Below are 25,254 nucleotides of genomic sequence, written 5' to 3'. Positions count from 1 at the left end.
AACGGGTTGACCGCCGACGAAATTATCGAGTTGGAACTGGACGATGAGCAGTGAAAAGAGCCAGCTGTCACCCCGCATCGACAAGACCGGGAACATCGATATCCTAACCGCCGCTGCCGAATGCTTCATGGAGCAGGGATATCACGCGACGAGCATCGATGACGTGGCGCGGCGTCTCGGCGCTACGAAGGGGCGCATCTACCATTATTATCGCTCGAAGACGGAGCTGTTCTTCGACGTTCACCGCGAGGGAATGCGGCGCAACTTCGAGGCCGTCACCCCGGTGATGAAGGGGCCGGAACCGGCGGCCGAACGCCTCAGCGCCATGTTCCGCCAGCACGCCCTGTCGATGATGGAGAATCTCGCCCTGGAGGCGGTGGTCGTGCAGGGGGTCGAGATGCACCGCTTCGGCGCCACGACGCCCGAGCAGCGCCGCACGCTGGCCGAGCTGATGACCGTGCGCAACGACTTCGAAAGCCTGTTCAAGCGGGTCGCCTATGAGGGGGTCGAGGACGGCTCGATCCGCACCAGCGACGTGTCGGTGGCGGTCAAGGTGGCGCTGGGCGCCATCAACTGGCTGTCGATCTGGTACCGCCCCCGTCCGGCCGAGACCCGTGACGACCGCGAGATCCTCGCCGACAAGATCGTGGGTTCGATCATGCAGGGACTGAACGCGCCGGGATGAGCGAAAGCCCCTTTCCCATTGCGGGAGAGGGGGCCTCTGCCACCGTTGGAAACCCGATGCGTTCGGCCGCCTCTCAGCCGAGCCTTTCGCGCTTGAGGCGGATGCCCGCGGCCTCGCGGTCCCAGCAATCCTCCGTCAGACCGTCGGCGCGCAACATGTGCTTCTGGAGCTTGCCGCTGGCCGTCTTGGGCAGTTCCTCCACCATGCGGACATAGCGCGGCACCATGTAGTGCGCCACCCTGGCGGCCAGGAAACCGACCAGTTCGGCAGGGTCGATCGCAGCGCCGGGGATCGGAGCGACGACCGCCAGCACCTCATCCTCGCCGACGTCGCTGGGCACGGCGACCGTCACCGCCTCGCGCACCGCCGGGTGGGCGCAGATCTCCGCCTCCAGTTCGAAGGAGGAGATGTTCTCGCCACGGCGGCGGATGACGTCCTTCAGGCGGTCGACGAAGAAGAAGCGGCCGTCCGCCTCCATGCGGAAGGCGTCGCCGGTGTGGAACCAGCCGTTGCGCATGGACGCCAGCGTCGCTTCCGGATTGCGGTAATAGCCGGAGCCGAGCGCCCAGGGCCGGTGCGAGCGGATGATCAGCTCGCCGACCGTGCCCGGCGGCAGCTCGGCATCGTTGCCGTCGACCACCCGCAGCTCGAAGCAGGGTCTGGCGCGGCCGCACAGGCCCGGCACCATCCCGTCCGGTCCGGCGGTCCGCGGCCCGGCAGTCAGCGGGCTGGCGATCTCGGTCATGTTGTAGACGGTGTGGAGTTCGACACCGAAGCGCGCGCCGAACCGGGGCGCGTCCTCGCCGAACGGGACGATGAAAACCTTCTTCAGAGTATGGTCGCGGTCCCGCGGATCCGGCGGCGCCTTCAGCAGGAAATTCGCCATGATGCCCAGAAGCAGGACCACCGTGCTGCCGGTGTCGCGGATCGACTCCCAGAAGTCCGGCGTCCGGAACTCCGGAACCATTGCCAGGGACCCGCCCTTGCCCAGCATGCAATAAACGTAAAGCGTGCTGCCGCAATGGAAAATCGGCCCGCAGATCATGCAGCGGTCGTCCGCCGTGATGCTGTCGAAGGCGTCCGGCCCCATCGTGTAGATCTGCACATAGGAGGTCACGACACCCTTGGCCGCGCCGGTCGTGCCCGACGAATACATGATCGCGTGGGGGTCCCAAGGCTGGATCGGCCGGTCGAGCGCGAGGGTAAGATCGGCGTCGGCCGGGGCATCGACCAGCGGCGCGATGGTGACGCCGGGTAGTTCCGGCGGGTCCAAATCCGCCGTGCCGACGGTCAGGATCCTGACCAGGGGCCCGCGATCGATGTCCGCCAGACGGCCGATCAGGGCGGCATGGGCGATGAGGATCGAGGCGCCGGCATTGTCCAGCATATGCTCCAGCGGGCGCCCGCGGCTTGCGGTGTTGAGCGGTACATAGACCGCGCCGAGATAGTTGATGGCGAACCACGCGGTCAGCAGATCCGGCCCGTTTCCCATCCAGCACAGCACATGGTCGCCCTGGCGGACGCCCTGCGCCCGCAGGGCCGCGGCGCGGCGGCGGACACGCTCCAGCGTCTCGCGGTAGCTCCAGCTTTCGCCCTGCCAGAAGGCGACGAACACCGCGTCGGGCTGCCGCGCGGCCTGACCTTCCAGAAGATTGCGCAGCACGCACTCCTCCGCCGTGGGGATCCGCGCCCAATCATCGCCGTGCATCGCCGAAAACCCTCCCTGTTCTTTTCAAACCCTGTCCGGACCACGGGCCTCGCGCCCGTGATGGCTGCTGCCTTCCATATGTTTGCACCGCCAATCAAAAGATTGCAACATACTCAGTAGAATGTTAGGCAGGAGACATCAACGATAACCGCTGGCGGCGCCGGCGAAGCCCCGGTGGGGAGGAGCAAACGGGATGAGTGTTGTTTCAATCGAGCATGCGGACGGGGTGGCACTGGTCCGCTACGACCGCGGCGGGCAGGCCAACGCCCTGAGCGCATCGGCGATGGAGGAGTTGACCGACGTCGCCCACCGCCTGCGTGCCGACACCACCTCGCGGGCGGTGGTGCTGACCGGCACCGCCACGGTGTTTTCCGGCGGCATCGACCTGTCCGATCCGCTGCTCTGGCCTACCGGCGCGGATGTGCTGGAACAGCACGCCGCGGTCGAGCGCGGACGCGCCCTGTGCGATGCCTGGGCGGCGCTTCCACAGCTCACCATCGCCGCCGTCGAGGGGCCGGCGGTCGGCGGCGGCGGCGTGCTGGCGCTGGCGCTGGATCTGCGTGTCTTCGGGCGGGGGGCGCATCTACGGCTGCCGGAGGCCCGGCTCGGCTTCAACCTCGCCTGGGGCGGCTTGCCGCGTTTGGTTTCGCTGGTCGGTCCGGCGCGGGCCAAGCGGCTGCTGTTCACCGACCTGCGGGTCGATCCGGCGCTGGCGCTCGATTGGGGCCTGGCCGACCTCGTCGCGGAGGATGGCGCCGCGGTTGACGAAAGCCTGCGGATGGCGCGCGACGCGGCGGCGGTTCCGCCGCTGGCCCTGCGCATGACCAAACGAGCCATCGACGCCCAGACCGACCAGATGCGGCTGGCCCATGGGGACAGCGACCAGTTCCTGCTCGGTCGCCTGCTGCGTGACGCGGCGGCAGCCAGGGGCTGAGACAATTCTTCAAATCAACCGGAACCGGGAGGACAAACGCATGAAGACGCTCAAGACCGCTCTGCTTGCGGGCATCGCCGCCTTCGCCTTGACCGGCGCATTGGCCGGCACGGCGCAGGCGCAGATCTCCGACAATGTGGTGAAGATCGCCGTGCTCGACGATATGACCGGCATCTATGCCGACCTTGCCGGACGCGGTTCGGTGGTCGCCGCGCAGATGGCGGTGGAGGATTTCGGCGGCAAGGTCAAGGGCGCGCCGGTCCAGCTTGTCTTCGCGGACCACCAGAACAAGGCCGACATAGCCGCCAGCGTCTCCCGCCAATGGATCGACCGCGAGCAGGTCGACGTGATCGTCGATGTCGGCAACTCCGCCGCGGCCCTCGCGGTGCAGGAGGTGACGCGCGAGACCGGACGGGTTCACCTGAACTCCACCGCGGGCAGCACCGAACTGACCAACGAGAAATGTTCTCCGACCGGTGTCCACTGGACCTATGACACCTACGCGCTCGCCAATGGCGCCGGCCGCGCCCTGACCCAGCAGGGCAACAAGTCATGGTTCTTCATCACCGCCGACTACACCTTCGGCCGCAGCCTGGAAACCAATACGGCGAACGCGGTGAAGAAGGCCGGCGGCGAGATCCTGGGCACCGTCCGGGCGCCGGTGGCAACGCCGGATTTCTCCTCCTTCCTGCTTCAGGCGCAAGCGTCGGGCGCGCAGGTGGTGGCGCTCGCCAACGCCGGCGGCGACTTCGTCAATGCGGTGAAGCAGGCCAACGAGTTCGGCCTGACCCAGGGCGGCCAGAAGATGGTCGGCATGCTGGTCTTCCTGACCGACATCGACAGCCTCGGCCTCGACGTGACCAAGGGAATGATCATCACCACCGGCTGGTACTGGGACACCGACGAGCGGACGCGGGAATTCGCCAAGCGCTTCGGCCAGCGCCATGAGGGCAGGATGCCGACCATGGTGCAGGCCGGCGTCTATTCGGCGGTGTTGAACTACCTGAAGGCCATCGACGCCAGCGGCACCGACAAGGGCCTGACCGTGGTCAACCAGCTGAAGACCATGCCCATCGAGGACATGTTCGCCCGCAACGGCAAGGTCCGCGCCGATGGCCGCATGGTCCACGACATGCACCTCGTCGAGGTCAAGAGCCCGCAAGAGTCCAAGGGACGTTGGGATTATTACAGGATTCTCAGCACCATCCCCGGCAACGACGCCTTCCTGCCGCTGTCCGAAAGCAAGTGCCCTCTTGTGAAGGGCTGACGAGCGGAGACGGAGAGGGACGCTCCGGCCGGTGATTCCGCATGGAATCGACGGCCGGGGCTGCACGACCGACGAACGGCAAGGAATCGCACCGCCGATGACCGACGACATCATCTTGGAAGCGCGCAACCTGACGAAGGAGTTCAAGGGGTTCTTGGCGGTTCGGGAAGTGAACCTCCAGGTTCGCCGCGGCACCATCCACGCGCTGATCGGCCCGAACGGCGCCGGCAAGAGCACGGTGTTCAACCTGCTGACCAAGTTCCTGACGCCCACCCGCGGCCAGATCCTCTACAAGGGCCGCGACATCACCCGCACCAAGCCGGCCGACATCGCATGCAAGGGGCTGGTCCGCTCCTTCCAGATCTCGGCCGTCTTCCCGCATCTGAGCGTGCTGGAGAATGTCCGCGTCGCGCTGCAACGGCCGCTCGGCACCAGCTTCCATTTCTGGAAGTCCGAATCGTCGCTCCACGACCTGCACGACCGGGCGCTGGAACTGATCGAGGCGGTCAACCTCACCCCCTGGGCCGGCCACACCGCCGCCGAGCTGCCCTATGGCCGCAAGCGCGCGCTGGAGATCGCCACCACCCTGGCGCTCGACCCGGAGGTGATGCTGCTCGACGAGCCGCTGGCCGGCATGGGCCATGAGGACATCGAGGGCACCGCGGCGCTGATCAAGCGCGTCGCCGCCGACCGCACCGTGCTGATGGTGGAGCACAATTTGTCGGTCGTCGCCCACCTGTCGGACACCATCACCGTTCTGCGCCGCGGCGAGATCTTGGCGGAGGGACCCTACGAGGTCGTCTCGAAGAACCCGCAGGTGATGGAGGCATATATGGGCACGGGGGGGGACCGGACATGCCTGACGGGATGAACACCAAAACAGCGATGCTGGAGATCGCCGACCTGCACGGCTTCTATGGCGAGAGCCACGTGCTGCACGGCGTCAGCCTGGAGGTGAGGCAGGGCGAGGTGGTGACGCTGCTGGGCCGCAACGGCGCCGGCAAGACCTCGACCATGCGCGCCATCATGGGCATCATGGGCAAGCGCACCGGCTCGATCCGCTTCCAGGGCACCGAGCTGATCGGCATGGCCCAGCACAAAATCCCGCGGTTCGGCATCGGCTATGTGCCGGAGGAGCGTGGCATCTTCTCCTCGCTCAGCGTGGACGAGAACCTGACGTTGCCGCCGGTGGTCAAGGAAGGCGGGATGACCGTCCCGCAGATCCACGACCTGTTCCCCAACCTGAAGGGCCGCGGCTCGACGCAGGGCACGCGCCTGTCGGGCGGCGAGCAGCAGATGCTGGCCATCGCCCGCATCCTGCGCACCGGCGCCACCCTGATCCTGCTGGACGAGCCGACCGAGGGTCTCGCCCCGGTCATCATCGAGCAGATCGGCGTCGCGGTGCGCGCCCTGAAACAGTGCGGCTTCACCATCGTGCTGGTGGAGCAGAACTTCCGCTTCGCCGCCACCATCGCCGACCGCCATTACGTGATGGAGGAAGGCCATGTGGTCGACATGATCCCCAACGACCAGCTCCACGCCAACATGGACAAGCTGCACACCTATCTCGGCGTGTGAGCGGGAGAGCCATTCATGGTCCAACTCTTCGGCGTTCCGCCCCAAGTGCTGTTCGGGCAGCTTCTGCTCGGACTGATCAATGGTTCCTTCTATGCGCTGCTCAGCCTTGGGCTGGCGGTGATCTTCGGCATGTTGAACGTCATCAACTTCGCCCATGGCGCGCTCTACATGGTCGGCGCCTTCATGGCGTGGCTGCTGCTGACCTATCTGGGCGTCGGCTATTGGGGGGCGCTGGTGCTGGCGCCGCTGGTCGTCGGGCTGCTGGGCATCGCGCTGGAAAAGTCGATGCTGTCGCGGCTCTACAAGCTCGACCACCTCTATGGCCTGCTGCTGACCTTCGGTCTGGCGCTGATCCTGGAGGGGGCGTTCCGCCACCAGTACGGTGTGTCGGGCCAGCCCTATCCGATCCCGGACGCGCTGAAGGGCGGGCAGAATCTGGGCTTCATGTTCCTGCCCAACTACCGCGCCTGGGTGGTGGTCGCCTCCCTCACCGTCTGTTTCGGCACCTGGTTCGCCATTGAGCGGACGAAGCTTGGCGCCTATCTGCGGGCGGCGACGGAGAACCCGACGCTGGTGCAGGCCTTCGGCATCAACGTGCCGGTGATGGTGTCGCTGACCTACGGCTTCGGCGTGGCGCTGGCCGGTCTGGCCGGGGTTCTGGCGGCGCCGATCTATCAGGTGTCGCCGCTGATGGGCACCAACCTGATCATCGTGGTGTTCGCGGTGGTGGTGATCGGTGGCATGGGCTCGATCCTGGGCGCCATCGTCACCGGCCTGGGTCTGGGGTTGCTGGAGGGGCTGACCAAGGTCTTCTACCCCGAGGCCTCCAACATCGTCGTGTTCGTCGTGATGGCGATCGTTCTTCTCATCAAGCCCGCGGGCCTCTTCGGACGGGAGCGCTGATCCATGAGCGTCGCCAGCAATTCCACCCATGTCGCCCTGCGCGGCCCTGCCCGCGGCGCCGGAACGGCGGTGATCGCCGCCGTCCTGCTGCTGATCGCCGTCGCCGCACCCTTCGTGCTCTACCCCGTCTTCCTGATGAAGGTGCTGTGCTTCGCGCTGTTCGCCTGCGCCTTCAACCTGCTGATCGGCTTCGCCGGCCTCTTGAGCTTCGGCCATGCCGCCTTCTTCGGCGGGGCGGCCTACATCGCCGCTCACACGGTGAAGGTCTGGGGCTGGGCGCCGGAGTTCGGGCTGATCGCCGCCACCGCGGTCGCCGGTCTGATGGGGCTGGTCTTCGGCCTGATCGCCATCCGCCGCCAGGGCATCTATTTCGCCATGATCACGCTGGCGCTGAGCCAGATGGTGTTCTTCCTGGCCTTGCAGCTGCCCTTCACCCACGGCGAGGACGGCATCCAGGGCGTGCCGCGCGGCACCCTGTTCGGGCTGTTCGACCTCGGCCAGCCGCTGACCATGTACTACACGGTGCTGGCGATCTTCGTCGCCGGCTTCGCCCTGATCTGGCGCACTGTGCATTCGCCCTTCGGGCAGGTGCTGAAGGCGATCCGCGAGAACGAGCCGCGCGCCGTCTCACTCGGCTACCGCACCGACCGCTACAAGCTGGTCGCCTTCGTGCTGTCGGCCTCGCTGGCAGGGCTTGCCGGCGGCACCAAGGCTTTGGTGTTCCAGCTCGCCAGCCTGACCGACGTGACGTGGCAGATGTCGGGCGAGGTGGTGCTGATGACGCTCTTGGGCGGCATGGGCACTTTGTTCGGGCCGGTGGTGGGTGCCGGGCTGGTGGTGACGCTGGAAAGCTATCTCGCCGCGACCAGCCTGCCGGTGCCGGTGGTGATCGGCTGCATCTTCGTCGTCTGCGTGCTGGTCTTCCGCCGCGGCATCGTTGGCGAATTGATGCACTGGCTCAAAAGTAGGGCAAAATGAACGGGTGGTGGGCGACGTTGGCGCAAAGAAGCCGGGGCGTTGGTGGTCGGGAGGGGTGTGTCAGCTTCCGTGCCACAGGGTGGATGATTGCAAAAAGACACCGTGAGTTGGATGGCACGCACTACGCGGCAGCAGGATCTCCGCCGGATCGCGCAGGCTGAGCGTGGGGCGCAAGCGCCAGAGCACGATCTCACCCTCGAAGTGGCGTCCCTTGAACTCCGACACGGCTTGGCTCCCTCCAACGTCCAGCCATTTGGCCGCCTGCCGGCAAACTTTGCAACAGAGCCTTCAAACTCCTGTCTTCCGCTGCCGACAGCACGCGGGCTCGCTCATCGCCTATGCTCATCGCTCCGGCATTGTACTCGATGCTTTCGAACTCTGCGCCGATGCAATCAGTCGTAGGACTGTTTACTTCACGTTCATGGGACCGTGACGGCTGGACCTGTTCATACACGTGGACAATTTCGCTGAGATGAACGCGGTCGATGCAGGCCTGCACGAAGAGGCCTGGGCCGCGCCATTGCATCTCCTCCGCTGACCGCAGGGAGCCGGTCTCGAAAACCCGCAGCCAACTCTCCCGCCGCTGTGCCGGCGTTGCGCCGCCGGCCGCTTCCACCTCGTTATCTTCCGCTTCCGTTCGACTGAGGTACCAGTCGTTCAACACAGCGTGCCAGTCGTCGAAATCAGAGAGGAGGATGCGATGGCAAGGAACAATGGCGCTGACCAGGACCGTCGCCTCACCCGCCGCTTCCCCCCATATTGACGGCCGCGTGGACGGCCTCTTCAGCCACCCCCAGACGGGATAATCACCTGAGAAAGTGGGCATCAGCTCCGCCATTCGCTCATGCATCCAGTCATAGGGGCTTGGATGGCCAGGGTCTTCGACTTGGGCCATGGCGTCAGTATGTCGGGCAAAGGCAAACCGGTGATTACCGGACAGCCAGCCGGTCTGCCGTGCCACGCTCAGCGCGTCACGGTGCTGTACCGACCATATCCGGATGGGCGTCCCCGGTTCGGCCCGCAGCGCCGCGAGAACACGCGAGCGGGTAATAGGTTTTAGCAACTGATCCTCCTAGGATACGCGGTTCCTGTCGGGGCCGTGCGCCGTCGTGAGACTACGGTGCGCGAACCTTTTGCACACAAATCTTCGCTGGCTGGCACCGCGTCGGTGCTGGTGGAGCTCGACCTCGGAAGCCTCGGCAAGGCGAGGGCAGGGAAGGGGACTTGTGAGCTTAGCTGGGGAGATATCACCGATTGGGCTGAAGGCCTGTTTGCCATCTTCGTGCGCGACCAAGTGGACGAACGCTGTGAGCAGCAGCACATGCGGCTGCGGCGGACCTTTCCCGGCCGCAGCTACCTGGCGCTGACGCTCCGGCGGCGACCGGACGATGTCCTCCGGCTGCATCTTCTGGCCGAGCAGGCCGCAGCCCATCCGCGCACTCAGGGATGAGGCTCTTCCAATCTTCGTCGCCGCCGGGGCCGAGCGGGAGGCCAACGAGCCGGTGGTCACCCTCAGGCCTATGAGTGCCGGCACCGAGGTAGTGGAGAACGGCTTTGGCGCACAATTGGGCCCGATCAGCTGCTTGTAGCGCATCATCGCGACCTCGCCCAGGGAGCAGCGGCCGTAGCGGACGTCCCGCGGCCAGCCGAGCCGACCACGCTCGGCAATCCTCTGGATGTGGCGGTCGCGTTGGCTGGGGGCGCTTTCGGCCCTGGTGCTCGGCACGGCGGTGGAGCGCGGCGGGATGATGACCTCCGCGTCCGGGCTGTGTGCGGCCACGGCCCGGTAGACCGGCTCGCCGTCATAGACGCCGTCCGCCAGCACCGTGCCGATCGGGCGCTTGATCTGGTCGAGCAGCGGGCCGACCAGGGAAGCATCGCCGTCCTCCGTAGTCGTCAGGGCTGAGGCGAGGATTTTACCGGAATCGGGATCGACCGCCAAGTGCAGCTTCCTCCAGCTTCGGCGCGCTTGGCCTCCATGCTTTTCCAGGTGCCACTCGCCTTTCCCGAACACCCTCAGCCCGGTCGAATCGATCACTACGCTGACCGGCCCGTCCGTGCTGGACAGCGCCGCCGCGACCGCCATATCGGCGCTGCGCCGAGAGAAGATCGTGTGATCGGGAACCGGGAGCGTCAGGCCGAGCAGACGCATCAGCGAGCCCAGCAGGCCTTCGGTCTGCCGCCACGGCCGGCCGAACGCCAGGCGCAGCATCATCCCGGCCTCGACGGCGATGTCGGAGTAGCGCGCTGGCCGGCCGCGCCGACCGGATTTGGGCGGTGTCCATGACGCGATCGCCTCCGGTGTCACCCAGATCGTCAGGTCACCGCGTCGGCGCAGTCCCGCGTTGTAGGCCGCCCCGTTCTCAACCCGATAGCAGGCCTTCGGGATCTTGTGACGGCGGTTCTCGTTGGCCTTGTAGGGCATCGGGTTCTCAGTTTCAGCGGGGCCGCTTTCCTACCCCGCTATCGTGATGTTGCCAATCTTCCACCGATTTATGCGCCAAGGTCGGTTCAACCGGCTGGCAGGGAAACGCCGCCGAGGTCGCGCGCGCGGGCAGCAGCAGCGGCAACGGTCGCAGAGACAATCGCTTCCATCCGGCCGTCACGCATCAGCACCGACAGGCCGGCCTGCGTGGTCCCGCCCGGTGAGGTGACGTTGCTGCGGAGTTCCGCCGCCGGGAGGCTGGTCTGCCGAAGCAATTCACCGGCGCCATCGATGGTGGCGCGCGCCAGACGCTCCGCCGTTTCCGGCGGCAGGCCGGCCTCGATGCCCGCCCGGGTCAAGCATTCTACCAGATAGAACACATAGGCCGGGCCGGAGCCGGACACCGCGGTCGCCACGTCCATCAGAGTCTCGTCGGCCAGCCACTCCAGTTCACCGACCGCGGCTAGCAATCGGGCCGCCTGCGCAGCCTGCTCGACGCGGCAGGATGGGTCGGCGATCAGGACGGTGGCGCCACGCCCCACTGCGGCTGCAAGGTTCGGCATGGCGCGGACGAAACCGCCGGCAGCCGGAAACAGCTGGCGCAGATCGGCCAGTGTCTTGCCGGCCATGATCGATACCACCAGGCTGTGTTCCCCCAGCCGGGCCCGCATGTCCTGCGCCGCTGCGGCGGCCAGCTGCGGCTTTACCGCGACGATAAGGACGTCCGCCAAGCCGGGTTCCGCGGGATTGAGCTGGAAGCCGGTGTCGACTGCCAGACCTTCCAGCGCCTTGTCCGGTTGCGGGTCTATCACCGTGATGGACGCGGCCGGGATGCCGTGCGCCAGCCAGCCGCGAAGCAGGGCGCTTCCCATGCGGCCGGCACCGAGGAGGAGGATTGTGTCGCCGTATGCGGGACTCGTGTGCATGATTGCGTGCTCTCAATCTCAGTGGATGGCAGCGGGCGGGACCGGCTTCCGGCCATGCTCGCCATTTCGAACCATCTGTCGCGTCCCGGCGGTGCTTCCTGCCGGGGTGAGCAACGCCTCGTCGGAGGGAATGCCGCAGCCGGAGGGTTTGCCAAGCATGGGGTCTTTATGCTTCAAGGATGGACAACGCAGGGTATTGCGGCTGTTGCCCTCCTGAATCCGTCGGGGCGGCATCGGCCCGACCGGCCGTCGGATCGGGAGGGAACGGAGTTTATGAGCAAGCGTAACGGCACGGAATTTCTTGCAGCCGATGTCCACGCGCGTCTCCGCACCAAAATCCTGACCTTCGAGATCAAGCCCGGCACGCGTCTGGTGGAGGACGAGATTTCGGCCAGCCTGGAGGTGGGCCGGACGCCGGTGCGCGAGGCGCTGCTGCGCCTCCAGGGCGAGGGGCTGGTCAGCCGGGAGAAGGGATGGGTGGTGGAGAGCACCGACCCTTCCCACATGCAGGCCATCTTCGAAAGCCGCATCGCCATCGAAGGCTATGCCACCCGGCTCGCCGCCGTGCGGGTGACGGATGGGCATGTCCAGGAACTCAGCAAGTTGGTTGAGGAAATGGACCGTTTCGAACAGATGCCCCGCGCGCAGTTGAACCAGTTGAACCGCAGCTTCCATCGCCGCATCATCGAGTTGTCGGGCAACCAGTTCTTCGTGGATATGCATGAAAAGACCCTGTTCCACTATTGGAACATGCGCCTGCCCATCATCTTTACGAAGGAGCAGACGCAGGTCGCCAACGACCAGCACAGGCTGATCCTGGGTGCAATGGCCGAACACCGCGAAGACGCGGCCGAGGAGGCTGCGCGGCAGCATGTCCGGACCACCTACGACATCGTCAGGGACACGCTGGACGGCTTTTAAAGCCGGTCAGCGGGTCGACTTGCGGATTTCCAGCACCACGCCGGCATCCCGGCGGGTGTCGAAATAGCAGAAGCCGGTGCCGTCGGCGCGGCGACCGCGGGCGATGACGCCCAAGCCTTTCGTGCGGCCCTCCGCCTCGGCGGCATCGCGATCTGGCACCTCGAAACCTAGGTGGTACACGCCTTCGCCATGCTCCTCCAAGAAGCGGCGTTGCGGCGAGTCCAGTTCGCCCGGATCGCAAAGCTGGATCTGCATGTTGGCGAGATCGGCGCATTTGTAGCGCATCGCCTTGGATGCGGCTTCGTTGGGCACCTCGAACTCCAGATAAGGTCCGCCTTTCGGGTAATCGTTCCAGGGGCCGACACCCAGCGATTCATAGTAGGCGACCGCTTTGTCGAGATCGCGGACGACGATGCAAACGTGATGCAGCGTGTTGAAGAGGGGCGACATGCCGGTCTTGGCTCCTTTTGTGTGAATGACGTCGATTGGCGGGGAATTACGCCCCGTGCTGCCGCAGCGGGGGCGCCGGGCGGCGCAGCGCCGCCAGCAGGCCGCCGGACAGGATCAGGGCGGAACCGAGGAAGGCGGGGGCGTCGGGCAGTTCCGCGAACACGGCATAGCCGAGTATCACCGACCACACGACCTGCGAATAGGAGAAGGGCGCCAGTTGCCAAGCCGGATGGCTGCGGTAGGCCAGCACGACGCAGAAATGCGCGGCCGTCCAAGTCGCCGCCATGCCGGCTGCGGCAAGGGCCTGCGCGCCGTCCAGTATGGTGGCGTGGAAGGGTAAGGGGATGCTCGCCGCGGCGAGGCCGACGGTTACCGACCAGAGCAGCGTGGTCACGGGCGAATCCCCATCGCCGATGCGGCGCGTGCACAGCATCCCGATTGCCCAGAACAGCGAGGACAGGATGGGCAGCGCGACCGCTGCGGTCACCCCGTCCAGCCCCGGCCGCACCACCACCGCCACCCCGGCCAACCCAATGCCGACCGCTACCCAATGAGCCGCCGACACCCGGTCGCCGAACAGCAGCGCCGACAGCCCGGTCAGGATGAACGGGGACATGAACACCAGCATCGTCGCCTCGGCCAGCCCGAGATGGCGCAGCGCCGCGATCAGCAAGGTCGTCGACGCCAGCAGACAAAGGCCGCGGGTTACCTGGACATGCGGGCGCACGCTGCGCAGCAGTCCCGGCCGCGCAACCACGACCGGCAGCAGCAGAATCACCGCACCCAGGCAGCGCAGCCACGCGATCTCGACGGGGTGGACGCTCTCCGCCAGCCGCTTCGCCAGCACGTCCGACAGGCTGAACAGCAGCATCGATCCGACGATCAGGCCGATTCCACAGGCAAGCGAACGGTGCTGGGACTGCAACATGGAACTGGCTTCCTAAGGCTAAAGAAGAGGGTGGGGTCAAGCAGGCGGGCACTTTGACCGCACACGCAGGGACTGCGGCGTCACGGTCCGGTCGAACACGACGATCCAGCATCTGGATGGGATGGCCGTGCCGCGCCCGGTCCGATGGGCGTCCACCGCAAGCAGCCATTCGTCGGCATCGCGGGCGCTAAGCGTTCCGGCCGCAGCCGTACCGTCGGTGAACAGGATCAGGCAGGAGGTCGGCTGCCGCTCCTGCTGCGACGGCGGACGCCCGTCCCGCACCGTCCCGCGGGCACCCGGGTAGAGGTGGGTGCCGGTGGTTTCAAGTGTGATCGTCATCCGTCCAGCGCATCGCGGACGATCCGATGCGTCGTCGCGACATGCTCGCGCGCATGGCGTTCCGCTGCGCTGGCGTCACCGCAGGACAGGGCACTGAGGATCAGCCGGTGCTGTTCGTTCGTCATCATCGCCTGCTCTCGCGTGAAGAGGACAGGGAGGCGCATGTTCCAGTAATGGAACTGGGTGCGTTCATGCATCTCCACGAAAAAAGGATTTCCGGACAGTGCAACGATGCGCTGGTGGAAGCGGCGGTTGAGCTGGTTGAGGGTGGCGCGGCTCATCGCTTCGAAGCCATCCATCTCCTCCACCAGGGCCATCAGCTCGCGGAGGTCGGCGGGAGCGGTGCGCAGTGCGGCAAGGCGTGTCGCGTAGCCTTCGATGGCGACCCGGCTTTCGAACACCCGGTCGATGCTGGCGACGTCGGTGCTCTCCACCACCCATCCCTTCTCCCGGCTGACCAGCCCCTCGCCCTGCAGGCGCAGCAACGCCTCGCGCACCGGTGTGCGGCCCACCTCCAGGTTGGCCGAGATCTCGTCCTCAACCAGACGCGTGCCCGGCTTGATCTCGAAGGTTAGGATCCGGGTGCGCAGCCGGGCATGGACATCGGCCGCCAGCAGTTCGGTGCCGGCGCGCTTGCGCACGGGACCCCGATCCGGAGCGCCTTCGGTGTTTTCGCGGTCGGTGGTGTCTGGCATGACGATGTCCTTCAACCGGCATGCCGGGCGACGAACTGCCGGCTGCGTTCGTGGCGGGGCGTGGTGAAGAAGCTGCGCGCCGGCACATCCTCGACCACCTCACCATGCACCATGAAGATCACGCGGTCTGCGAAATCGCGGGCGATGGCCATCTCGTGTGTGGCGATGAGCATGGTGTAGCCCTGCTCCGCCAGACTGCGGATGGTTGCGACCACCTCCTGCGACAGTTCGGGATCAAGCGCGCTGGTTGGCTCGTCGAACAGCATGACGCTGGGGGCCAGCGCCAGGGTGCGGGCGATGGCGACGCGCTGCTGCTGGCCGCCTGACAGCTCGGACGGGTAGCGGTCGGCCTTGTCGGGCAGGCCGACCTTCGCCAGCAGGTCGCGGGCCAGCGCCTCCGCCTCCACCTTTGGCGTGCGCAGCACATGGACCGGTCCGCTCATGACGTTCTGCAGCACCGTCATGTGACGGAACAGGTTGAAGCTCTGGAACACCATGCCGATGGAGCGGCGTTGGGCGCTGATTTCGCGATCGGACAGCTCGTGCAGGGTGTCGCCGACCTCGCGATAGCCGATGAGCTTGCCATGCACATAGATGCGGCCGGTGCTGATCGTCTCCAGGTGATTGATGCAGCGCAGAAGGGTGGATTTTCCGGCTCCCGACGGGCCGAGGAGGGTGACCACCTCCCCCGGCGCGATGGAGACCGAGACGTTCTTCAGAATCTCGACCGGTCCGTATGATTTCGAGACGGAGTCGAGCACCACGGCCGCAGCCTTGAAGGAGGTGTCCATGTCGTCCTCTGAGAGCTACCGCTGGGGGAAGGTCTTTTCGAGCAAAGTCTGGATGGCGGTGGCAAAGGCCGTCATCACCAAGTACCAGAAGGCGGCGACTGCCAGCAGTTCGATGACCATGAAGTTGGACGAGTAGATGTCGGTGGCGATGCGCAGCAACTCCAGGAAGCCGATGGCGGATGCCAGCGACGTCGATTTCAGCAGCATGATGTACTGATTGCCGCCGGCTGGGATGATGATGCGGGCCGCCTGCGGAATGACGACGTGGCGCAGCACCTGCGCTTCGGTCATGCCGATGGCGCGGGCGGCGGCGCGCTGGCCCTTGTCCACCGCCAGGATGCCGGCGCGGATGATCTCGGCCATATAGGCGCCTTCGGCAAGGCCGAGCCCGGCAAGTGCCGCGACGAACGGCGTCACCACCGTGGTGGTCGGCGCGTCGAGCAGGACGATGTCGGTGAATGGGATCGTCAGGTAGAGGCGCTGGAACATGGTGGGCAGCGCGTTGAACCAGAACAGCAGTTGGATCAGCATCGGCGTGCCGCGGAAGAAATAGACGTAGGTCGCCGACAGGCCGGCCAGGATGGGGTTGCCGCTGACCCGCATCAGGGCAACGACGAGGCCGATCACGCTGGCCAGCGCCAGCGCAAGAGTTCCGAGGATGAGGGCGTTGCGGGCGCCGAGGAGCACCTGTTCGCTGGTGAGGTAGGTGAGGAACACCTCCAGGTTCATGATCTTCGCGCGGATCGCCGCGACGAGGAGCATACCCGTCACCAGCAGGACGATGGCGCTGAGGAGCCAGGCTCCCCAGCGCAGGCGGTGCCTCACGCGGACGGCCCGTGGTTCGGCCATTGCGCAACTGGCGGCCACGGTCATTTCCTCTTGCTGGCGGGCAGGTTGACGGTGATCTCCGGCAGGGCGGCGCCCTCCATCTCCCACTTGGACAGGATGGTCCGATAGGTGCCGTCGGTCAGCATGCTCTGCGCGGCCTTCTGCACGGCTTCCTTCAGCGGCGAAGTCTTCTGGAAGCCCCAGGAGGTGATGTATGGGGTCAGGATATAGTTGCCGCCGGCGATGGCGTATTTGCCCGGCACCTGCGCCTTCATGTAGACGAGCGCCGGGAAATCGCCGAGATAGCCGTCGACCCGCCCAAGGTCGAGCTGCATGCGGGCATCGGGTGCGGCGGGCAGCTGGTTGGCGGCGATCGGCGGCTTGCCGCCGGCGACGCAGGTCTCCGACGCCTTTTCCACCGCCGCCATGATGACGCGGCTGCCCAGCAAGGTGGCCACCGACTTCCCGCAGAAGTCCGCGAGGCTCCTGAGCTTTTCCGCGTCCCCGGCGCGAACCAGGATGCTGCCGCCAGACATCAGGTAGTTGACGAAATCGACCTTCTGCTCGCGCTCCTCGGTGTCGCTGATGCCGCCCGAGGCGACATCGAAGCGGCCGGCTTCCAGGCCGGGGATCAGTGCGGCGTATTCGCCATGCACGAAGGTGATGGTGAGGCCGAGACGCTTGCCCACCTCGTTCAGCAGATCGACGCTGACGCCTGTCGGCTCGGTTTTGCCGTCCTGGCGGAATTCGACAGGCGGGAAGGTCTGCTGCGACCCGATACGCAGGGTGCCGGCGTCGCGGATCGGCTTCGGCACGAGAGCCGCGGCCTCGCCGACGATCTGGGCGTGGGCAGGGGCATGCAGGAACATCGAGAACAGGCAGGCGGCCACCGCCGCGATTGAAGCCGGCATGGCCCGACTGGAAGTGGCCGAAGGGGGCAGACGCATCGCAGTTTCTCCTCTGTTCCTGTCGTTCTTTGTTTGGTGTCTTTTGTCAGCGGCGATGTCGCCCGTCCGCCGGACCGCATTCTGCGGGCGGCCGTTCGGCGGACGGGCGCGTTTCATCAGCGCGTCTCTGCCGAGCGGCCCGGAACGGCGGACGGGTTCGGACGGTCGGCGCGCGGGCAGGCTGCCGCCTCTTCGTACATTGCCAGCACGGAGCGGACATACTCGTCCGGGAAGCCCCAGTGCTTCATGCCTTCGGGGATATGGCTCCAGTAGAAGTTGGGCGGACGCATTGCCGAACCCGGCGCCGACATGCGGTACGTCCAGCAGTCGTAGACCTTGCCGTCGTCGCCGCGGACGCTGACGAAGCAGCGTTCGAAGTCGTCATAATCTTCTTCGAAATGATGGTCCGGGTGTTCGACGACGATGCCCAGCACGTTGTTGCCCCAGGCCCGGCCGGTATTGGACAGATGACACCATCCGCGATCCGCGCGGCCGGCTGCCGCATGGAACTCAAGCTTGTGGTTCGCGACGTAGCCCTTGGTGACCACCTTCGCCTCCGGGAAGTACCGGTGCAGTTCCGGCGGATTCAGCCACGTGCAGTATCCGAAATAATACATCTCAAACCCTCGCTGTGCATTTCGCGGTTCCGCAGGTCAGTCGAATGCGCCCCACAGAACGTATATGTGATCATATACGTTAAAATATACGACAGCAACCGCGAATCTGGTGATGCGGACGAGCACGCTGTTGATTGCTGTTGCTGGCCAGATTGTTGCGTCCGGGACAGGGTTTTCGCCATGTAAGTAAAGCTCGAGCGAGCCGGGTGGAGAGCTCCGATGCGTCGATGTAGACCGGCGGCAACCGGTTACGGGTCGTGTCCCGCGAGGTGGTGTAGGAGCGGCTGTGGGGAACCGGTCCGCCGCAGCGCCCTCCGATGGCTGGCGTAGGCGGACCGGTTATCCGCAGCGGGCGGGCATCGTGGCTCTTCGACGATCGTCACCAGTTTCGTACAGTGCCCCTTGAAGGTCATCAAAGGAGAGTGACGGCACCCCGTCACCCCTCTCCGCCGGTTCCCTCCCCGGCCGCTTCCTCAATGATCCAGTCGACGAAAGCGTGGACGTTCGCTCGCGACGCGACCTGAGGCGGATACACGAGGTAATAGCCGAACCCCGCCGGGCAGGACTCCGCAAAGGGGCGGACCAGCCGCCCGGCCGAGAGATCGTCTGCAACGATCAGACTGCGCCCCAGCAGCACTCCATGCCCATCGACGGCCGCCTGGGTCGCCGTCACCGAGGAATTGAAGCGCAGTCCCCGGCTGAGGTCGATGGCCTGCTCCAGCCCGACCGTTTGCAGCCAGACCCGCCATGACGGGATCGGCCCTGCGAAATTGATCGTCTCGTCGTGCAGCAACGTATGTTGCCGCAGGTCGGTAATGCTCCGCAACGGGACGGCGCCGGACAGCAGCCGGGGGCTGCACACCGGAAACAGTTCCTCCTCGAACAGCAGTACGCTTTTCAGGCCGGGGTAGGAGCCGGGACCATAGCGGATGACGATGTCCACCTCGTTGGCGGAAAAATCCACCAGCCGCACGTCCGCGTCGATGCGCAGGTCGATGTCGGGGTGGCGCGTCCGAAAATGCTCGATGCGCGGCATCAGCCATTTGGCCGCGAAGGACGGCGACATGCTGACCGTCAGGACGCCGCCCGCGGCCAGCCGCTTGACCTGCCCCATAGCGGCCTCCATCAGGTCGAAGCTGCGCCGCAGATCCGGCAGCAGGATCTGCCCCGCCTCCGTCAGCAGCACGCGTCGGCCGCTGCGTCGGAACAGCGGCACGCCGAGATAATCCTCCAGCGTCCGCACCTGATGGCTGATCGCCGCCGGGGTGACGCGCAATTCTTCCGCGGCCCGGGCGAAACTGAGGTGGCGGGCGGCGGCCTCGAAGGCGCGGAACCCGCTGAGGGGCAGCAGCGGTCGTGACATCGACAAACCCACCTTGTCGATTCGATGAGGAAAGCTCGTTTGCCGTTCTACGCGTCCTGCGGCATTTTTCAATGCGAAAGCGGGACGGAAAGACAACGTGGTCGCAAGTTTCAACGGCCCTTCGGTTCCCGCCTCACAACAGAATTTCTCATCGTTTCAATCCACGCCAAGGGGCGTGAAACGACCCGCGAGTGGCGGGTCATCCACACACGCCCCTTGTTCGAACCCAAAGGATCCATCATGAGCACGCAGAGGGTTGCGCTGATCACCGGCGCGTCTCAGGGCATCGGTGCGGGTCTGGTGGCGGGCTTCCGCCAGCGCGGTTTCGCCGTCGTCGCCAATTCCCGCTCCATCAAGGCCAGCGACGATCCGAACATCGTGACCGTCGGCGGCGACGTCGCCGACCCGGACACCGCCAAGCGCCTGGTGGACACCGCCCGCGAACGCTTCGGGCGCATCGACACGTTGGTCAACAACGCCGGCATCTTCGTCGCCAAGCCCTTCACCGAATACACCGCAGCCGACTACGCGGGGGTCGTCGCCACCAACCTGACCGGCTTCTTCCATGTGTCCCAGTTGGCTGCGGCGCAGATGCTGAACCAGGGCAGCGGGCACATCGTCAACATCACCACCACGTTGGTGGAACAGCCGCTGGCCAGCGTGCCCGCGGCGCTGGCATCCCTGACCAAGGGCGGCTTGGACGCGGTTGTCCGCTCGCTAGCCATTGAATACGCCGGCAAGGGCATCCGCGTGAACGCGGTGTCGCCGGGCATTATCAAGACGCCGATGCACGCCCCGGAAACGCACGAATTCCTGGCGGCTCTGCACCCGGTGGGCCGCCTGGGCGACATTCAGGACATCGTGGACGCGGTGCTCTACCTCGACTCCGCCAACTTCGTCACCGGTGAAACGCTGCACGTCGACGGCGGGCAGCATGCCGGTCGCTGGTAAGGCCCTGGCGGTAACGCCATCAAACGGAAAGGACGCACCCGATGCCGTACGTGAACATCCAGATCACCCGCGAGGGCACGAGCCCCGGCGCAACCGGCGCGACGCCGGAGCAGAAGGCGACCCTGATCAAGGGTGTCAGCGACCTGTTGTTCGAGGTGCTGAACAAGCCGCACGCGGCGACCTTCGTCGTGATCGACGAGGTTCCCATGGAGAACTGGGGCATGGGCGGGCTACCGGTTGAGGAATACCGGCGCCAAACGGCGGGCAAGACTCTTGAACCGCCACCCGGCGGTCAACCGCGAAAAAGCCCTTCCCCTTTGGGGTGAACTGCGGCTCACGATCATAATTCGGTCGGCGCCAGGTTGATGGAGGAGCGCGCGATAGGCGGTCTTTGGACGGCACCGTCAACTCGTTGGCACCGACCTCATGGCTGGCGCAGCTCGGCCACGGATGCCCAGAGATCGGGGGATCAAGCGGCCAGCTGCGCACCGGCGACTTCGGCCCAGGTGGCGAAGGCCTGGGCGCGGGCGGCGCGGTAGTCGGAGGCGGGGCGGTGATCGTGGCGGAGGTGGAAGAGGTTGGCGATCGGGTCATGGATAGGCAGAAAGCGCTGCACCTGTCGGGGCGATTTGAAGCGCTTCATCTGCCGCCCCGCCACCGTGGACTTGACGGTACCCGCTTCGCTGATGATCTCGGCCGGAAAGTGGAAACCGCGATAGGGATTGGACGCTGTGCTCATGTTCGCCAACCTGCCACGTGGGAGCGGCTCACGCCAACCTGACAACACCTCGCTTGTTAAGGGATCAGACGGTCGGCACGCAGCCTTTCGAAGAGGTCGAAGAAAGCGTCATCGCTCGGCTGGTAGCGGGTGAAGCCGAGACGCCGGCTCTTGCTCATGTCGGTGACGACCTCGATCGGCCGCCCGAGGTCGGCATCCGTGTGCCAGGGCGAGGCTAGACGGCAGAGATCGGGTTCCGCCAGTCGTTCTTGCTCGGCAATACGGCGCCACTGGGGCGCGTCATCCTTCATGACCTGCTCCAGCGGCTGGACAGTGCCGTCGAAGGGTGCCGGCTCCAGCCCGAACCATTCCGCGATACGGCCCCACATCCAGTTCCAGCGGAAGATGTCGCCGTTGACGACATTAAAGTCCTCGTTCGCCGCTTGGGGCGTGGTTGCCGCCCAAAGCAGATGATGGGCGAGCTGGCGCGCGTCGGTCACGTCGGTAAGGCCCTTCCACTGCGCCGCCGATCCCGGAAACCGGAAGGGCCGCCCCGCCTCGCGGCAGAGGATCGCGTAGGTGGCGAGCGTCGTTCCCATGTTCATCGCGTTGCCGACCGCCTTGCCGATGACGGTATGGGGCCGGTGCACGCTCCAGGAAAAACCGTCGCGCTTGGCCGCGGCGAAGAGTTCGTCCTCCTGCGCATAGTAGAAGTTCGGCACGTCTAGCCGCCCCTGGCTTTCGCGAAACGGCGTCAAAGGCAGCATACCTTTGCCATAGGCTTCGAAAGGACCGAGATAGTGCTTCAAGCCCGTCACCAGCGCGACGTGGCGAACGCTGCCCGCCGGTCGGATCCCATCGAGAAGGTTGCGGACCATCGCCGCGTTGACCCGGATATTCTCCGCCTCGCTTTCCTGGCGCAGCCATGTGGTGATGAAGACCACATCCGGCTTCAGACCTTCCAGAGCGCCCGCGGTGGCCGGTGCATCCTGAAGATCGGCGGCGACAGACCGTACGCCGGGCTGTGCGGTCGGGCGCCGCGCCAAACCGTGCACCGTCCAGCCCTCGTCGACCAACAAAGCGGCCGTCGCACTGCCGACGATGCCGCTCGATCCCACCACCAATGCGGTTCCCGTCATTGCAGCTGCTTTCGTTGTTGCCCGCACCTCAGTTAGACGGGCAGCTCGTACCGTCAAGGGACGGCCTACCCGCTTGACATCGAATGGACGCCGACTGTCGGAGAGGACGGCCCTTTTGGTCAGTGCCGACTGGTTCAAGTGGCACTGTCACGGGAACTGAGCCGGTGTGCAGATCACTCCCAGTTCGACATTCGCTTACGTGACCGCGGTCGCGAATTGCCAAGCGGCCATGGCCTGCGCCCGGAAGGTGCGCAGGGTACGGCGGGAGACCATGTGGCGCTGAAGGTTGAAGCAGTTGTAGACGGCGGCATGCAGACAGACGAAGAGCTGGGCGGAACGTGTTGATTTGAACCGCTGCATGTTCCGCTCTCGTCGCTGCACCGGCTGGTGCGAGACTTCGGCCCGGTTGTTCGTCCGCCACCCTTGTTCATGGTGGGCGGTCAGACCGATTTCGCGGAAAGCGGCCCTGTAAAACCGGAGCTTGTCCAACACCTCGCCTTCGTCATCGACGGCCCGCCACAAGTACATGAGCCGGCCGCTGACCCTGATCACCATCTCGTCCAGATGCCAGCGCGGGCTGGGTTTCGGCCGCAGGTGCCGCAAGTTGCCAGCAATGGCCGGCCCGAACTTCACGACCCAGCGGCGCACGGTTTCATAAGACACATCGATGCCGCGTTCAGCCAGCAGTTCCTCGACGTCCCGGTAGCTCAAAGTGAACCGCAGATACAGCCAGATCGCATGCTGGATGATCGCGGGCGGGAACTGATGGCGGGCAAACGAGAGCGGTGACATTCGGTGAGAATACCGTCACTGCCGCCGGGCTACCATCGTTGGTGTGACAATGCCGTCAGCAGCAGCCCGACGACCGGTGACGTTCCCGGCGTCAGCCCAATCAGCGCCAGCAGCAGAACGATGCCGAAGGAGCGCTTGTGGAGTTTTTCCAGCAGCCAGCCGAGCGTGACGCAATCGGCCGGAGCCTCGTCCAGCAAGCCACGAAGAACCTCGGATGTCGGGATATGCCGCGTCATGGCCCCCTTGCTCTGGCCGTTTGGACCCGTCGCCATCGGGCGGTCATGCCGGGATCGACACCGTGACGGTGGTGCCGGGGCCGGAGCTGACGGTCACGCCGCCTTCGATCTGCTTGGCCAGCAACTCCATCAGGGTGAGGCCGAGCGAGCCGGTCCGCCGTTCGTCGGGCATGCCGACGCCGTCGTCACCGATGGTCATGCATAGAAGGCTGCGCGAGGTGTGGCGGAACGAGACGGCAATGCGGCCGGGGCGTCCATTGGGGAAGGCGTATTTCAGCGCGTTGATCATCGCTTCGTTGGCGATGAGGGCCAGCGGGATGGCCTGATCCGGCTTCAGAAAGGCCTCGTCGGCGTCGACGTCCAGCACGATGTTCGGGTTGGGTGCGGCCCCGAAGGACGCCAGCAGGTCACGGCACAGCATCCCCAGATACCCGCCGAACTCGATCTCCTGCAGCCCTTGCGCCCGGTAGAGCTTCTCGTGGATCTCGGCCATGCGGTCCAGCCTTTCCACGGCGCTGTGCAGCGCCTCCTGCACGGCCGGTTCCTGGCTCCGGGCAACGCGCAGCTGGATGCGCAGGAAGGACGAGGCCATCTGGAGGGTGTTTTTGACACGGTGGTTCACCTCCCGCATCAGGTCGTCCTTGTCGCGCAGCAGCAAATCCTTGTCGTGCAGTGTGTTGCGCAGCACCCGTTCCACTTCGATGCGGCGCTCGACTTCACTGGCGAGCTGGCGGTTGAGCTCGTCCAGCCGCTCGGTCCGCGACGAGACACGGCGGTCGAGTTCCTCGTTGAGCTGCCGCAATTGGTCTTCCGCCGCCTTGCGCTCGGTGATGTCGACAAAGGAGGCGAAGTGGTAGCGGATGCGCCCCTCCTCGAAGACGGGGGCGACGTGCTGGAGCACCCACAGCAGCTTTCCGTCCTTCCGGTAAAGCTGCACCCCGCGCACGATGGCCTCCCCGGCACGCACGGTCAGATCGATCGCACGCGCCACCTCCGGGTCGGTGTCGGCGCCGGACAGGAGGTGATAGCTCCTGCCCAGAACCTCCTCCCGCGTATAGCCGCTCAGCTTGATGAACGCGGCGTTGACGAAGACGACCGGCACATCCGGCAGGGTCGGATCGGCGATCAGCATCGGCATCAGGGTCGATTCCGCGGCCACCACGAAGGGACCGCCACGCGCCTCCTCCGCATTGACCATCTTCTCTGCGTCCTTCTGGTCGCGGGGATTACCGGGCATGCAATGCTCCCTGCGTTTGGTCGCTTCTTTTGAAAAGATACAGGTGCAGACCACAAACTCATTATGCGCAAAAGTGGCGCCGGCACATCGCCGGATGCCTGATCGGACAGGGCGAACATATTAATTGTCCAGAAAAATTACTTCCTCGAAATCGCGAATCTGAAAAATAACTATCACATGTCTTTAAATATCTTCTCCTTTTATCTTGCGATTTATAGTGGAGTTCTCATAATTATATTTCTGCGCCGATTGAATTTTTGCAGCGCAGCATAATATTTTCCTAAGTCATTCAGGTCGAGCCCGGCGCTCCCTGCCAGCACCCGACCACCATCCCGAACAGTCATGGAGACGATATGGACGACGGCACGCACCCGACTCCCACCACCCGCCCCACCATTCACAGCGCCAGCGACGAGGCCGCGGCAAGTGCCGAGGCATCCAAGAGGCCCAACATCCGCCCCAGCATCCGCAGCGCCAGTGAAGAGCAAGCGCCGAAAGCCGGTGCGGCGGCAGCGCAGGCCTTCCGCGGTCTTGGCCAGCAGCCGAGGCCCTGGCCGCCGAAGCTGTCCGGCAGCGGCAGCATGGGTGGCCGTCCGGATGCCGGACGGGCGACGGACTCCGGCAATGCTCCGGCAGCGGGGTTTGGGGGGGTCTTCTCGGAGGCCGTCACCGTCATGAACCAGGCGGTCGACCGCCAGAACGAGATGATGAGCAGCATGCTCCGGGCCCACGGCCCGCAGGATGTCATGATGGCGGGCAGCCGCTACCTGCTCGGCGGCTGGCTGGCCTTCTTCGAGGTCAATGTCCGCATCTCCCAGGCTGCATCCCGCTTTGCGAAAGACGCCAGGTACAACCCGGCGCGGCCCGGTCTCTGACAGCGCTGGAGTACAGCCACCTC

At 65.5% G+C, this 25,254-nt stretch carries 28 protein-coding genes and 1 pseudogene; 11 read left to right on the top strand and 18 right to left on the bottom strand.

Translation table 11 applies throughout. The annotated features are described in order from the left end of the window. Positions 1 to 43 precede the first annotated feature (43 nt). Positions 44 to 685, top strand: coding sequence for a TetR/AcrR family transcriptional regulator (locus ABNQ40_RS14560; RefSeq protein ID WP_109047163.1), 642 nt, complete (start codon positions 44 to 46; stop codon positions 683 to 685). 73 nt (positions 686 to 758) lie between these two features. Here ABNQ40_RS14560 and ABNQ40_RS14555 read toward each other — a convergent pair whose 3' ends face one another. After that, positions 759 to 2,393 carry an AMP-binding protein gene (locus tag ABNQ40_RS14555; RefSeq protein WP_109047162.1) on the bottom strand — a complete coding sequence of 545 codons (1,635 nt, stop codon included), beginning with the start codon at positions 2,391 to 2,393 and terminating at the stop codon, positions 759 to 761. A gap of 193 nt (positions 2,394 to 2,586) precedes the next feature. On the opposite strand from ABNQ40_RS14555, the gene ABNQ40_RS14550 reads away from it, so the two are divergent. From ABNQ40_RS14550 to ABNQ40_RS14525, 6 genes are all read left to right on the top strand, one after another. Continuing rightward, on the top strand, positions 2,587 to 3,327 hold the full coding sequence (locus ABNQ40_RS14550; protein ID WP_391347011.1) for an enoyl-CoA hydratase/isomerase family protein: 741 nt from the start codon (positions 2,587 to 2,589) through the stop codon (positions 3,325 to 3,327). A gap of 40 nt (positions 3,328 to 3,367) precedes the next feature. Continuing rightward, positions 3,368 to 4,594, top strand: coding sequence for an ABC transporter substrate-binding protein (locus tag ABNQ40_RS14545; RefSeq protein WP_109047160.1), 1,227 nt, complete (start codon positions 3,368 to 3,370; stop codon positions 4,592 to 4,594). Between the two features lie 97 nt (positions 4,595 to 4,691). Further along, positions 4,692 to 5,465 carry an ABC transporter ATP-binding protein gene (locus ABNQ40_RS14540; RefSeq protein WP_391347007.1) on the top strand — a complete coding sequence of 258 codons (774 nt, stop codon included), beginning with the start codon at positions 4,692 to 4,694 and terminating at the stop codon, positions 5,463 to 5,465. After that, positions 5,450 to 6,172 carry an ABC transporter ATP-binding protein gene (locus ABNQ40_RS14535; protein ID WP_391347004.1) on the top strand — a complete coding sequence of 241 codons (723 nt, stop codon included), beginning with the start codon at positions 5,450 to 5,452 and terminating at the stop codon, positions 6,170 to 6,172. The genes ABNQ40_RS14540 and ABNQ40_RS14535 overlap by 16 nt, the downstream gene beginning before the upstream one ends. A 15-nt stretch (positions 6,173 to 6,187) precedes the next feature. Beyond that, on the top strand, positions 6,188 to 7,075 hold the full coding sequence (locus ABNQ40_RS14530; RefSeq protein WP_391347002.1) for a branched-chain amino acid ABC transporter permease: 888 nt from the start codon (positions 6,188 to 6,190) through the stop codon (positions 7,073 to 7,075). Positions 7,076 to 7,078: 3 nt separating this feature from the next. After that, positions 7,079 to 8,053 (top strand): branched-chain amino acid ABC transporter permease, encoded by a 975-nt coding sequence (locus tag ABNQ40_RS14525; RefSeq protein ID WP_391347000.1) that lies wholly within the window; start codon positions 7,079 to 7,081, stop codon positions 8,051 to 8,053. Positions 8,054 to 8,243: 190 nt separating this feature from the next. On the opposite strand, the gene ABNQ40_RS14520 is transcribed toward ABNQ40_RS14525, so the two are convergent. The 3 genes and pseudogenes from ABNQ40_RS14520 to proC all read right to left on the bottom strand — a co-directional run bounded on the left by ABNQ40_RS14520 (position 8,244) and on the right by proC (position 11,404). Continuing rightward, entirely contained in the window at positions 8,244 to 9,116 is an 873-nt protein-coding gene (locus tag ABNQ40_RS14520) for a DUF3841 domain-containing protein (protein ID WP_109047157.1), read from the bottom strand. Between the two features lie 396 nt (positions 9,117 to 9,512). Beyond that, a pseudogene (locus ABNQ40_RS14515) lies at positions 9,513 to 10,478 on the bottom strand (IS5 family transposase); the annotation flags it as partial. An 86-nt stretch (positions 10,479 to 10,564) separates the two neighbouring features. Beyond that, on the bottom strand, positions 10,565 to 11,404 hold the full coding sequence (gene proC, locus ABNQ40_RS14510; RefSeq protein WP_109047156.1) for a pyrroline-5-carboxylate reductase: 840 nt from the start codon (positions 11,402 to 11,404) through the stop codon (positions 10,565 to 10,567). Positions 11,405 to 11,677: 273 nt separating this feature from the next. On the opposite strand from proC, the gene ABNQ40_RS14505 reads away from it, so the two are divergent. Continuing rightward, a complete protein-coding gene (locus ABNQ40_RS14505; protein WP_158285508.1) occupies positions 11,678 to 12,325 on the top strand; it encodes a GntR family transcriptional regulator in 648 nt (215 codons plus the stop codon). Between the two features lie 6 nt (positions 12,326 to 12,331). Here the strand turns inward: ABNQ40_RS14505 and ABNQ40_RS14500 are convergent, their stop codons facing one another. From ABNQ40_RS14500 to gcvA, 9 genes are all read right to left on the bottom strand, one after another. Beyond that, complete coding sequence (locus tag ABNQ40_RS14500) at positions 12,332 to 12,775, bottom strand: VOC family protein (RefSeq protein WP_109047154.1); 444 nt, start codon at positions 12,773 to 12,775, stop codon at positions 12,332 to 12,334. A 46-nt stretch (positions 12,776 to 12,821) separates the two neighbouring features. Next, positions 12,822 to 13,703, bottom strand: a complete 882-nt coding sequence (locus tag ABNQ40_RS14495) for a DMT family transporter (RefSeq protein ID WP_109047153.1) — start codon at positions 13,701 to 13,703, stop codon at positions 12,822 to 12,824. Positions 13,704 to 13,739: 36 nt separating this feature from the next. Next, positions 13,740 to 14,042: a hypothetical protein gene (locus ABNQ40_RS14490; protein WP_109047152.1), complete on the bottom strand. Its 303-nt coding sequence runs from the start codon at positions 14,040 to 14,042 to the stop codon at positions 13,740 to 13,742. Continuing rightward, positions 14,039 to 14,737, bottom strand: a complete 699-nt coding sequence (locus ABNQ40_RS14485; RefSeq protein WP_146255374.1) for a GntR family transcriptional regulator — start codon at positions 14,735 to 14,737, stop codon at positions 14,039 to 14,041. The genes ABNQ40_RS14490 and ABNQ40_RS14485 overlap by 4 nt, the downstream gene beginning before the upstream one ends. Positions 14,738 to 14,748: 11 nt before the next feature. Next, positions 14,749 to 15,528 carry an amino acid ABC transporter ATP-binding protein gene (locus tag ABNQ40_RS14480; protein ID WP_109047150.1) on the bottom strand — a complete coding sequence of 260 codons (780 nt, stop codon included), beginning with the start codon at positions 15,526 to 15,528 and terminating at the stop codon, positions 14,749 to 14,751. A 15-nt stretch (positions 15,529 to 15,543) separates the two neighbouring features. Next, entirely contained in the window at positions 15,544 to 16,377 is an 834-nt protein-coding gene (locus ABNQ40_RS14475) for an amino acid ABC transporter permease (protein ID WP_391346996.1), read from the bottom strand. A gap of 20 nt (positions 16,378 to 16,397) precedes the next feature. Continuing rightward, the gene (locus ABNQ40_RS14470; protein ID WP_391346994.1) at positions 16,398 to 17,303 is read right to left on the bottom strand and encodes an ABC transporter substrate-binding protein; all 906 of its coding nucleotides are present in this window, start codon (positions 17,301 to 17,303) and stop codon (positions 16,398 to 16,400) included. A 116-nt stretch (positions 17,304 to 17,419) separates the two neighbouring features. Continuing rightward, positions 17,420 to 17,920, bottom strand: coding sequence for a gamma-glutamylcyclotransferase family protein (locus ABNQ40_RS14465; RefSeq protein WP_109047147.1), 501 nt, complete (start codon positions 17,918 to 17,920; stop codon positions 17,420 to 17,422). A 436-nt stretch (positions 17,921 to 18,356) separates the two neighbouring features. After that, positions 18,357 to 19,283 carry a transcriptional regulator GcvA gene (gene gcvA, locus ABNQ40_RS14460; protein WP_109047159.1) on the bottom strand — a complete coding sequence of 309 codons (927 nt, stop codon included), beginning with the start codon at positions 19,281 to 19,283 and terminating at the stop codon, positions 18,357 to 18,359. Between the two features lie 240 nt (positions 19,284 to 19,523). On the opposite strand from gcvA, the gene ABNQ40_RS14455 reads away from it, so the two are divergent. Next, positions 19,524 to 20,234 (top strand): SDR family NAD(P)-dependent oxidoreductase, encoded by a 711-nt coding sequence (locus tag ABNQ40_RS14455; RefSeq protein WP_109047146.1) that lies wholly within the window; start codon positions 19,524 to 19,526, stop codon positions 20,232 to 20,234. Between the two features lie 41 nt (positions 20,235 to 20,275). After that, positions 20,276 to 20,560: a 4-oxalocrotonate tautomerase family protein gene (locus ABNQ40_RS14450; protein ID WP_109047145.1), complete on the top strand. Its 285-nt coding sequence runs from the start codon at positions 20,276 to 20,278 to the stop codon at positions 20,558 to 20,560. Positions 20,561 to 20,703: 143 nt separating this feature from the next. Here ABNQ40_RS14450 and ABNQ40_RS14445 read toward each other — a convergent pair whose 3' ends face one another. The 5 genes from ABNQ40_RS14445 to ABNQ40_RS14425 all read right to left on the bottom strand — a co-directional run bounded on the left by ABNQ40_RS14445 (position 20,704) and on the right by ABNQ40_RS14425 (position 24,356). Further along, positions 20,704 to 20,973, bottom strand: a complete 270-nt coding sequence (locus tag ABNQ40_RS14445) for a hypothetical protein (RefSeq protein WP_109047144.1) — start codon at positions 20,971 to 20,973, stop codon at positions 20,704 to 20,706. A 56-nt stretch (positions 20,974 to 21,029) separates the two neighbouring features. Next, the gene (locus ABNQ40_RS14440; RefSeq protein WP_109047143.1) at positions 21,030 to 22,091 is read right to left on the bottom strand and encodes an SDR family oxidoreductase; all 1,062 of its coding nucleotides are present in this window, start codon (positions 22,089 to 22,091) and stop codon (positions 21,030 to 21,032) included. Positions 22,092 to 22,286: 195 nt separating this feature from the next. Further along, entirely contained in the window at positions 22,287 to 22,883 is a 597-nt protein-coding gene (locus ABNQ40_RS14435) for an IS6 family transposase (RefSeq protein ID WP_109047142.1), read from the bottom strand. 29 nt (positions 22,884 to 22,912) lie between these two features. After that, on the bottom strand, positions 22,913 to 23,119 hold the full coding sequence (locus tag ABNQ40_RS14430) for an exopolysaccharide biosynthesis protein (RefSeq protein WP_247879455.1): 207 nt from the start codon (positions 23,117 to 23,119) through the stop codon (positions 22,913 to 22,915). Positions 23,120 to 23,162: 43 nt separating this feature from the next. After that, positions 23,163 to 24,356 (bottom strand): sensor histidine kinase, encoded by a 1,194-nt coding sequence (locus ABNQ40_RS14425; RefSeq protein ID WP_247879454.1) that lies wholly within the window; start codon positions 24,354 to 24,356, stop codon positions 23,163 to 23,165. A 353-nt stretch (positions 24,357 to 24,709) separates the two neighbouring features. Here ABNQ40_RS14425 and ABNQ40_RS14420 point away from each other — a divergent pair, with 353 nt between their 5' ends. After that, a complete protein-coding gene (locus tag ABNQ40_RS14420; protein WP_109047141.1) occupies positions 24,710 to 25,231 on the top strand; it encodes a hypothetical protein in 522 nt (173 codons plus the stop codon). Positions 25,232 to 25,254 lie beyond the last annotated feature (23 nt).

The sequence above is a fragment of the Azospirillum sp. A23 genome (assembly GCF_042938965.1).
Lineage (GTDB): Bacteria > Pseudomonadota > Alphaproteobacteria > Azospirillales > Azospirillaceae > Azospirillum > Azospirillum melinis.
The sequence above is the reverse complement of the archived record's forward strand: the minus strand, read 5'-3'. Positions and strand labels throughout refer to the sequence as shown.